Source organism: Geminicoccus sp. (assembly GCF_035556675.1).
Lineage (GTDB): Bacteria > Pseudomonadota > Alphaproteobacteria > Geminicoccales > Geminicoccaceae > Geminicoccus.
Genome location: NZ_DATMFZ010000363.1, coordinates 1 through 9,340, shown reverse-complemented (window position 1 = coordinate 9,340; position 9,340 = coordinate 1). Strand labels below are relative to the sequence as shown.

General features: G+C 67.9%; 8 protein-coding genes and 1 pseudogene. 3 read left to right on the top strand and 6 right to left on the bottom strand.

Features of this window, described 5'->3' with window-relative positions:
• On the bottom strand, positions 1-1,362 hold a 1,362-nt coding region (locus VNS22_RS25715; RefSeq protein ID WP_325737624.1), incomplete at its 3' end, for a peptide chain release factor 3.
• Between the two features lie 152 nt (positions 1,363-1,514).
• Between VNS22_RS25715 and VNS22_RS25710 the strand changes: the two genes are divergently transcribed.
• Positions 1,515-2,000 carry a DUF1579 domain-containing protein gene (locus VNS22_RS25710; RefSeq protein WP_325737622.1) on the top strand — a complete coding sequence of 162 codons (486 nt, stop codon included), beginning with the start codon at positions 1,515-1,517 and terminating at the stop codon, positions 1,998-2,000.
• Here VNS22_RS25710 and VNS22_RS25705 read toward each other — a convergent pair.
• The 5 genes from VNS22_RS25705 to VNS22_RS25685 all read right to left on the bottom strand — a co-directional run bounded on the left by VNS22_RS25705 (position 1,969) and on the right by VNS22_RS25685 (position 7,580).
• Complete coding sequence (locus VNS22_RS25705) at positions 1,969-3,144, bottom strand: MFS transporter (RefSeq protein ID WP_325737620.1); 1,176 nt, start codon at positions 3,142-3,144, stop codon at positions 1,969-1,971. The genes VNS22_RS25710 and VNS22_RS25705 overlap by 32 nt on opposite strands.
• 36 nt (positions 3,145-3,180) lie before the next feature.
• Positions 3,181-4,497 (bottom strand): TRAP transporter large permease, encoded by a 1,317-nt coding sequence (locus tag VNS22_RS25700; protein WP_325737618.1) that lies wholly within the window; start codon positions 4,495-4,497, stop codon positions 3,181-3,183.
• Positions 4,494-5,024 (bottom strand): TRAP transporter small permease subunit, encoded by a 531-nt coding sequence (locus VNS22_RS25695; RefSeq protein ID WP_325737617.1) that lies wholly within the window; start codon positions 5,022-5,024, stop codon positions 4,494-4,496. Before VNS22_RS25695 ends, VNS22_RS25700 begins: the two co-directional genes overlap by 4 nt.
• An 82-nt stretch (positions 5,025-5,106) precedes the next feature.
• Entirely contained in the window at positions 5,107-6,234 is a 1,128-nt protein-coding gene (locus VNS22_RS25690; protein WP_325737615.1) for a TRAP transporter substrate-binding protein, read from the bottom strand.
• 89 nt (positions 6,235-6,323) lie between these two features.
• Positions 6,324-7,580, bottom strand: coding sequence for a polyhydroxyalkanoate depolymerase (locus VNS22_RS25685; RefSeq protein ID WP_325737613.1), 1,257 nt, complete (start codon positions 7,578-7,580; stop codon positions 6,324-6,326).
• A 204-nt stretch (positions 7,581-7,784) separates the two neighbouring features.
• Between VNS22_RS25685 and VNS22_RS25680 the strand changes: the two genes are divergently transcribed.
• Together VNS22_RS25680 and VNS22_RS25675 are read left to right on the top strand one after the other, a co-directional pair.
• On the top strand, positions 7,785-8,576 hold the full coding sequence (locus VNS22_RS25680; RefSeq protein WP_325737611.1) for a DeoR/GlpR family DNA-binding transcription regulator: 792 nt from the start codon (positions 7,785-7,787) through the stop codon (positions 8,574-8,576).
• Positions 8,577-8,654: 78 nt separating this feature from the next.
• Positions 8,655-9,308 (top strand): annotated as a pseudogene (locus VNS22_RS25675) (IS5 family transposase).
• Positions 9,309-9,340: the final 32 nt, after the last annotated feature.

Sequence of the window (9,340 nt, the reverse complement as noted above, 5' to 3'; positions counted from 1 at the left end):
CCGCGAGCGCAGCACGTCGAGCTGGAGCTGGCCGACCACGCCCACGACGAAGCCCGCCCCCAGCATCGGCTTGAACACCTGGGTGACGCCCTCCTCGGCGAGATCACCCAGCGCCTTTTGCAGATGCTTGGCCTTCATCGGGTCGTCGAGCACCACCCGCATCAGGATCTCCGGCGCGAAGTTGGGCAGGCCGGTGAAGCGGATCGGCGTGCCCTCGGTCAGCGTGTCGCCGACCCGCAGCGCCCCGTGGTTCGGGATGCCGATCACGTCGCCGGCCACCGCCTCCTCGGCGATGGCGCGATCCTGAGCGAAGAAGAAGATCGGTGCGGAGATGGTCAGCGGCTTGCCGGTGCGCACCGGTGCCAGGCGCATGCCACGCTTGAAGCGGCCCGAGCAGACCCGCATGAACGCCACCCGGTCGCGATGCTTGGGGTCCATGTTCGCCTGGATCTTGAACACGAAGCCGGACACGTCGTCCCGGGTCGGCAGGATCTCGGCCTCGCCCGCCGCCTGGGCGCGCGGTGCCGGCGCATGGGCGCCCAGCGCATCCAAAAGCGCCCGCACGCCGAAATTGCGCAGGGCCGAGCCGAAGAAGACCGGCGTCAGATGGCCCTCGCGATAGCTCTGCAGGTCGAATTCGGGCAGCGCACCCTGCGCCAGCTCGCGCTGCTCCTCGAATGCGGCGAGCACGGCCGGGTCGACCCGGTCGCGCAGCGCATTGTCGCCCACGACCTCCTCCACGTCGCGGCCGTTGGCGTCCGGCCGCATCAGGAGCGCCCGGTCGTCCCACACCGACCAGACGCCGCGGAAGCTTTGGCCCATGCCGATCGGCCAGTTGGCCGGGGTCACGTCCAGCGCCAGCTTGGAGGCGATCTCGTCGAGCAGGTCGAGCGGGTCCTGGGTCTCGCGGTCCATCTTGTTGATGAAGGTCATGATCGGGACGTCGCGCATCCGGCAGACCTCGAACAGCTTCAGGGTCTGCGTCTCGATGCCCTTGGCGGCGTCGATCACCATCACCGCGGAATCGACCGCGGTCAGCGTCCGGTAGGTGTCCTCGGAGAAGTCCTCGTGGCCCGGCGTGTCGAGCAGGTTGAAGGTGTGCCCGCCATACTCGAAGGTCATGACCGAGGTGGTCACCGAGATGCCGCGCTGCTGCTCGATGCGCATCCAGTCCGAGCGCGCCCGGCGCCGCTCGCCCTTGGCCTTGACCTCGCCGGCCAGATGGATGGCGCCGCCGAACAGCAGCAGCTTCTCGGTGAGCGTGGTCTTGCCGGCGTCCGGATGGCTGATGATGGCGAATGTCCGCCGGCGCGCCACCTCGGCGCCGAGGCCGCCGGCGGTCCTGCTCTGATCGAGGTCCAAGGGTTTCGGGTCCAAGGCTGGAAGGTCGGAGGCGTCTAGCACGGCCGGGCGGAGGAAGGCCACCGCCCGGACAGCCGGCCGCGGTCGTCTATCACTTAACTGTATGGTTATGTCTTTTCGGGATACAACAGGGGCACCACAGGGAGATCGTCATGAACGAGACGCCGCAGCAGGAACATGCCTGGCTGCAGAAGATGATCGGCGAATGGACCTACGAGTCCGAGGCGCAGATGGGCGAGGGCCAGCCGCCGTTCAAGGCGAGCGGCACCGAGACGGTGCGCCCGCTGGGCGAGTTCTGGATCCTGGCTGAGGGCCGGGGGACCATGCCTGGCGGCGGCGATGCGACCATGCTCCTGACGCTCGGCTACGACGTCCGCCAGGGGCGCTTCGTCGGTACCTGGATCGGCTCGATGATGAGCTGGCACTGCGTCTACCAGGATGGCCGGCTGGATCCGGGCGGGACCAGGCTGCAGCTGGAGGCCGACGGGCCGAGCTTCGCCGAGGAGGGCAGGACCGCGCGCTATCGCGACGAGCTGGAGATCGTGGCGCCGGACCACCGGGTGCTGCGCTTCGCCGTACGGCAGCCGGACGGGAGCTGGCACGACTTCATGGCCGCCCACTATCGCCGGCTCGGCTGAGGCGGGCCGGGACGGCGCCGGTGACCATGACCAGGAGGTAGAGCGCTCCCATCGCCAGCGGCAGGCCGTTCGGGCCGAACCCGGTCATGGCCAGGCCGGCCAGCGGCGGGCCGACCATGCCGCCGATCCCCCACATCAGGGAGAAGGCGGCGTTGCCGGCCAGCAGCATCGAGCCGGTGAAGCGCTCGCCCAGCTCGATCAGCGCCACCGTGTAGAGGCCGAAGGCGGCCGAACCCCACAGGAAGAACATGGCGTAGGTCAGGGCCTCGGTGCGGATCACCAGCGGCAGGAGCAGGGCCCCCAGCACGGTGAGCCCGCACAGCAGCAAGCTGGTGCCGCGCCTGGACCAGCGGTCGGCCAGCCAGCCGATTGGGATCTGGAACAGGATGTTGCCGACGATCAGGATGCCCAGTGCCGTCGCCATGCTCGTCTCGGGCATGCCGAAGCTCATGCCGTAGGACGGCAGGAGGGCCAGGACCGACTGGTCGAACGCCGCCACGACCCCGATGCTCAGGAGCAGGAAGGGGGCCAGCGGCAGGAAGGCCAGCACCGAGCCCATCTGCCCGTCATGTTCGCCCCCGTCATGCCCGCCATGAATCTCCGGCAGCCGCCTGCGTGCGAGGAACAGGATGAGCGCAGTCGCCAGGAAGACGACGACGCCCACCAGGAAGGGCGGCCAGCCCTCGGTGCCGGTCAGCGTCAGGGTGAAGGGGCCCAGCGCGAAGCCAGCGGAGAGGCTCGACGCGAAGATGCCGAGCAGGCGCCCGCGGCGGTCGGGCGGAGCCAGCAGGTTGACCCAGGTCTCGCTGGTGACGAACAGGCCGTTGACTACGAAGCCCAGGAGGAAGCGGGCCACGAACCACACCGGCAGCGACTGCCAGGCCCCGATCGTGAGCAGCAGGGCTGCCAGGGCCAGGGCGCTGCAGAGCGCCAGCCAGGCGGCACCCAGCCGCCGGGCGAACCACGGGATCAGCGGCGAGGAGGCGATGATGCCGATCGGCGTCATCGCGGTGTTCAGGCCGATCAGGGCCGGCGGCACGCCCTGGCGCTCCAGGATGAAGGCCAGCAGCGGGTAGGAGAGGCCCTGGGCCATCGCGAACACGCTGGCCATGAGGATGACGACGAAGACCAGCCGGTCGGCCACTTGCTCACCGTTTCGCGTCGGCGCAGCCGGCCGCGCTCAGTCGTGCAGGAGGCTCGGCAGGTACAGCGCCAAAGCAGGGAAGGCCAGCAGGATCAGCACGCCCAGGATCTGCAGCACCATGAACTGCATCATGCCCTGGTAGATCTTCATGAGCGGCCAGTCGGGCACCACGCCGCGCAGGAAATAGGCGGACAGCGCCACGGGTGGGGACAGCCAGGCGGTCTGCATGCACACCGCCACCAGGATGCTGAACCAGACCAGGTCGATGCCGAGCTGCTTGACCAGGGGCAGCATGATCGGGACCACCACCAGCACGATCGGGACCCATTCCAGCGGCCAGCCCAGGACGAAGATCACGCCCAGGATCAGCAGCAGCAGCATGGTGGGCGACAGGTCCAGGCCCAGCAGCAGGGACGCGATGTAGCTGGCGCTGCCCAGGCGCGAGAACACCGCGCCGAACAGGTTGGAGGCCACCACCAGCAAGAGGATCATGCAGGAGGTCTCGAGCGTGGCCCTGCTCGCCTGGATGAAACCCGGCCAGGTCAGGCGGCGGTAGAGCAGGGTCAGGACGAACACGGCAAAGCAGCCGACCGCCCCGGCATCGGTCGGCGTGGCGATCCCGGCCATGATCACGCCGAGCGTGGCCAGGAGGATCACCACCACCGGCGCCATGCCGAGCACCAGCTCCTTCAGGATCACGCCCACCGAGGCGGCATGCTCCTCGGGCGGCAACGGCGGGCCCAGCTCCGGGTTCAGGTGGCAGCGGATCAGGCAGTAGGCGGCATAAAGGCCGGCCAGCATCAGGCCCGGCAGGATCGCACCAGCGAACAGGTCGGTCACCGGCACGCCCACCACCGGGCCCATCACGATCAGCATGACGGACGGCGGGATCAGGATGCCGAGCGTGCCGCCGGCGGCGATCGCACCTGCCGACATGCGCACATCGTAGCCGCTGCGCCGCATGACCGGTGCCGCCATCACGCCCAGCAGCGTCACCGAGGAGCCGACGATGCCGGTGGCGGCCGCGAAGATGGTCGCGGTGACCAGGACCGCCAGATAGAGCGAGCCGCGCAGGCTGGCGAACATCAGCTGGAAGCCGCGGAACAGCCGGTCCATCAGGCCGGACTGCTCCAAAAGATAGCCCATCGCCAGGAAGAACGGGATCGAGGTGAGGGTGGGATCCCGCATCACCGCGAAGATCTGCAGGGTCATCAGGTTCACGACCAGGCCACCCAGCGCGAACCAGCCCACGGCCAGCGAGATCACGATCAGGGTGAAGGCGATGGGAAAGCCGATGAAGATCGCGACGAACAGGATGCCGAGCGAGACCAGGCCCAGGAGTTCCTGGCTCATCGTGCGTCACCGGCGGGCCAGTGGCCGGTGCGCGCCGCGTGGAGGCTCTTGATCAGCTCGGACAGGCTCTGGACCAGAAGCATGGCCGCCGTCAGCGGGATCGCGAACTTGAACGGCCAGACGATCGGCATCCAGGGGCTGGTGACGATCCGCTCGTCCTGCAGGAACGAGCGCTGGAAATAGAACCAGCCGACCCAGAGCATCGCGATCAGGGCTGGGATGAAGATCACGTAGCAGAGGCTGTCGACGATCCCCTGGGTGCGCGGCGACCACTCGCCATAGAAGGTATCGGTGCGGATATGGCCCTTCCTCGCCAGGGTGTAGGCCGAGCCCAGCATGAAGAAGGTGCCGTACAGCATGTAGGTGAGGTCGTAGGCCCAGATCGTGGGCGCCATGAACAGGTAGCGGGCCGCCACCTCCCAGACGAGGCACAGCACCATCGGCACGATCAGCCAGGCGACGAGCCGGCCGCTCCACAGGCTGAAGCGGTCGATCGCGCGGGCCGCGCGCAGCAGCGGATCGGTCATGCGCCGTTCTCTCTCGAGAGGAGCCGCCGCGCATCGGGGTCGCACGTCCGCGGCGGTGGTTCTTCTTCAGGCGGCGTGGCCGTCAGTTGTTGGTCTGCAGCGCGGCGTTGCCGAGATTGCTGTAGAGGTCGAGGATCTTGGTCCAGTAGGGCACCGCGACCTTCGCGAAGCTGCGCTGGGATTCCAGCACCTCCTTGAAGAACGGGTCCTCGGCGGCGTGCCGGTCGAGCACGACGTTGGTGGCACGCACGAACTCAGGAAAGAAGTCCGCCGGCGTGTCGTGGATCTGCACACCGAACTCGTCGCGCAGCTTGACGATCGCCTGGGCGTTGCGCGCGACGTTGAAGGCATAAGTTTCGGCCATCGAGGCCAGGGCCGCGGTGCGGAACATCTCCTGGATGTCGGGCGGCAGCCCGTCGAACACCGTCTTGTTGACGATCACCTCGCCGACATCGGTCGACTGGTGCAGGCCCTGCAGATAGTAGTTCTTCCAGACCGCGTTCAGGCCGAGATTGAGGTCGTCGGCCGGGCCGATCCATTCCGCGGCGTCGATCACGCCGCGCTGGGCGGACGGCACGATCTCGCCACCCGGCAGACCCACCGCGGCAATGCCCATCTCCTTGAAGATCTCGCCGGTGATCCCGGGCGGCGAGCGGTATTTCAGCTTTTGGAAGTCGGCCACGCTCTCGATCGGCCGGGCGAACCAGCCCAAGGGGTCCGGCCCCATCGGCTGGACCATGAACGGCTCGACGTCCGCACCCAGCACTTCCGCATAGAAGCGGCGGTAGAGCGCGTTGCCGTCGCCTTCCAGCAGCCAGGCGACATGGGAGAGCTGGTCCATCCCGGAGCCGGCGCCGGCCATGGGATTGCTGAACAATCCTGCGGCCGGGTGCTTGCCCGACCAGTAATGGGTCCAGGCATAGCCCGCCTCGACGATGCCCTGGTCGACCGCGTCCAGGATCTCGAAGGCCGGCACGATCGCACCATCGGGCAGAACCTCGATCGCGACCCGCCCGTTCGACATCTTGCCGATCCGCTCGGCATAGCGCTGGAGCAACTCGTAATAGATGCTGGCCGACGGCACGGCTGCCTGCAGCCGCAGCTTGATCGGCTCTTCCTGGGCAAGCGCACCCAGGCCGGCGCCGGTCAGGGCGGCGAGCCCCACCAGGCCTGCCAGCGCAAGGCGCACGGCTTTCCGTATTCCGGGCATTCCCCCTCCCTTCGGGTCGGCTGCCTCGATTGTTCGGAAAGCTTACGTACGATCTATCGGGTCGCCAAGCCGGGAACGCTCTTGCGCGCTCAGTTCATGGCCATCCGGCGCCGTTGGAAGTTGACCGCGCGGATCATCTCGCGGATGCGCGGCTGGATCTCGGTCCGCCAGCGCGTGCCGTTGAACACGCCGTAATGGCCGACGCCCGGCTGGACGTAGTGGACATGGTTCTCGGCCGGCAGGTTGTGGCACAGCCGGTGGGCGGCCTCGGTCTGGCCCAGGCCGCAGATGTCGTCGCGCTCGCCCTCCACCGTCATCACCACCGTGTCCTCGATGGCACCGCAATCGATCGGCTCGCCGCGCCACTTCATCCGGCCCTCGGGCAGGTCGTGGTCCTGGAAGACCGTCTTGACCGTCTGGAGGAAGAACTCGGCGGGCAGGTCCATGACGGCCAGGTACTCGTCATAGAAGCGGCGGTGCTGCACGGCCGAATCGCAGTCACCCTTGATGAGCGAGTCGAAGTAGCTCCGATGCGCCTCGACATGGCGGTCGAGGTTCATCGCCATGAAGCCGGAGAGCTGGATGAAGCCGGGATAGACCAGGCGCATGCAGCCGGCATTGGGCCAGGGTACCGGCGAGATCACGTTGCGCTCGAACCAGCCGATGTCCTTGGACATGGCGTGGTGGTTGACCACGGTCGGGTTGCAGCGCGTGTCGATCGGACCGCCCATCAGCGTAATCGAGGCGGGCCGGCACTCGTCCTTCATCGCCGCCATGATCGCGGTGGCCGCCAGCACCGGGACCGAGGGCTGGCAGACCGCGATCACATGGGTGTTGTGGCCGATGAAGCGCACCATCTGGATGATGTGCTCGATGAAGTCGTCCAGGTCGAACCTGCCGGCGAACACCGGCACGTGCCGGGCGTCGACCCAGTCGGTGACGTAGACGTTGTGCTCCTGGATCATCGCCTGGACGGTGCCGCGGAGCAGCGTGGCGTAGTGCCCGGACATGGGCGCCACCAGCAGCACCTTGGGATCGTAGCGCTTGCCGCAAACCGTTTCATCGCGATCGAAATGGCGCAGCTCGCAAAAGGGGGTGCGCAGCACGACCTCCTCGCGCACCGGCACGGTCAGGCCGCCCATCCGGGTCTCGTGGATGCCCCACTCGGGCTTGCCGTAGCGCCGGGTAACCCCCTCGAACAGCTCGCAGGCAGCCGAGATGGTGCGGCCGAGCCTGGTATGCGCGAGCGGGACCAGCGGGTTGTCCAGCACCTGGGTCATGAGCTTGGCCTGCGCCCGCCAGGGGGTCAGCAGTGCGTGGGCCATTTCGTAGGTGTGATATTGCATGGTCTGGTAGCTTCGCGCTCTCGTGTTGCCGGAAAAAAATCATGCTCCGGCAGCTGAGGCAACGCCTGTCATGCCGGGAGGTGCCCCCCGGCGGAGGCATTTCGGCCACAAAGGGCGGCATCGAGGCAACATGCTCACGTGTTGGATCACCCAACCCGCCTGTGGTAATCGCCAGCATCATCCTTGAGGCACCGGAGCGGTCCGATGGTCAGCCAGAACGGTCCGGTACCCGCGGCCAACGCGAAGTCGCGGCGCCAGCAGGCGATCATGGCGGCCCTGCGCGCCGCCCCGGCACTGCGCATCGCCGAGCTGGCCGCCGAGTTCCAGGTGTCGACCGAGACGATCCGGCGCGACCTCGACGAGCTCGACCAGGCCGGGCTGATCGTGCGCACCTATGGCGGTGCCGCGCGGCCGGTGGCGGTCGAGCCGGCGGTGGCGGAGCGTGAGCGGCAGATGGTGCCGGAGCGCCGGCGGATCGCCCAGGCGGCGCTGGCGGCGATTGGCAGTGCCGAATCGCTGATGTTGGGCGGCGGCTCGACCACGCTGCATGTAGCCCGTCTGCTGGCGACCACGCTCGCCCGCGGCACGGTGGTCACCCATGCCTTCGCGCATGCCGCGGTGCTGGGCGCCAATCCGGGCATCCGGGTGCTGATGGCGCCCGGCCGCTACGAGCCGCGCGAGGGCATGGTGGTGGGCAGCGACACGCTCGAGCATATCACTCGGTTCCACGCCGAGGTGGCCATCGTGGGAGCCAGCGGCATCACGGCCTCGGGTGCCGCCGATGTCGACGACGAGGCGGCCGCCGTCTACCGGGTGATGCGCCTGGCCGCCACCCGTACCCTGATCGTGGCCGACCACACCAAGTTCGGTCGCGCCGCGTTCGCCATCCATGCCGAGCTGGCCGAGATCCACCGGATCGTGACCGACCGGCAGCCTGGGGGCGAGCTGGCCCGCCTGCTCGCCCAGGCGGGGGCGGAGATCACGGTCGGGGGCTAGGCCGGATCGACCTTCAGGGTTCCCAAGCGGGCTGCTCGCTGATTCATAGGGCTCTGTGCCAAAGCATGGAGCAGATGGTTGGCAGTCAGGCGATCCGAGTTGAGCGAAGCCCAGTGGGCACGGGTTGCGCCGCTGCTGCCTGGCAAGGCGGGCGATCCTGGCCGCCGATCCTGCGGATGACGGATCATCCGTCTGCTGATGGATGATGGTGCGATCTGCCGGAGCGCTACGGACGCTGGAAGACCGTGCACCGACGCTTCAGCCGCTGGTGCCATGCCGGCGTAGGGGAGCGGGTGTTCGACGCGCTGACGGCCGACCACGACAACCAGTATCTGATGATCGACCGCACCATCGTCCGCGCGCACCAGCAGGCGGCGACCGGAAAAGGGGGGCCCAGAACCAGGCGCTGGGGCGTTCCCGAGGCGGACTGACGACCAAGATCCACATGTTTGCCGGTGCGCTCGGCCGCCCCTTGCGCCTCATCGTCACTGCTGGCCAGACCGGCGACAGCACGCAGGCACCAAAGCCGTGCTGGCCGACAAAGCCCATGATGGTCATGCTTTACGTGCGGCTATCGCAGGAATGGGCGCCGAGGCGGTGATCCCATCCAACCGCTCCCGCAAGGTTGCTATCCCGCACGATGACGCCGCCTATCAGCACCGCAACTGCATCGAACGACGCTGCAACAGGCTCAAGCCATTCCGCCGCTTCGCCACCCGCTACGACCGATGAACCGTCCACTTCACCGGCTTCGTCCACCTCGC